Annotated in this window: 1 pseudogene; it reads left to right on the top strand. The window is 75.5% G+C overall.

The features are described from left to right. Positions 1 to 233 (top strand): annotated as a pseudogene (locus SB753_RS41725) (hypothetical protein); the annotation flags it as partial.

The raw sequence follows: 233 nt of genomic DNA, 5'->3' as shown, positions 1-233 counted from the left end.
CAGGTCGCCGCGCTGCTGCGCCTGCTCGACGATGTCTGCACGCGCCTGCGCATCCCGCGCACCCAGGTCATCGGCCATGCCGACCTGGCGCCGGCGCGCAAGGTCGATCCCAGCCGCTGGTTCCCCTGGGACCAGCTTGCCGCCGCCGGCTTCGGCGAATGGCCCGATCCGGCCGACGGCCCCGCCCCGGCCGGCTTCGACAGCGGCCTGGCACTGCGCGCCCTGGGCTATCC

The sequence above is a fragment of the Paraburkholderia sp. SIMBA_053 genome, assembly GCF_046534895.1.
Lineage (GTDB): Bacteria > Pseudomonadota > Gammaproteobacteria > Burkholderiales > Burkholderiaceae > Paraburkholderia > Paraburkholderia caledonica.
This window is presented reverse-complemented; position numbering and strand designations above follow the sequence as displayed.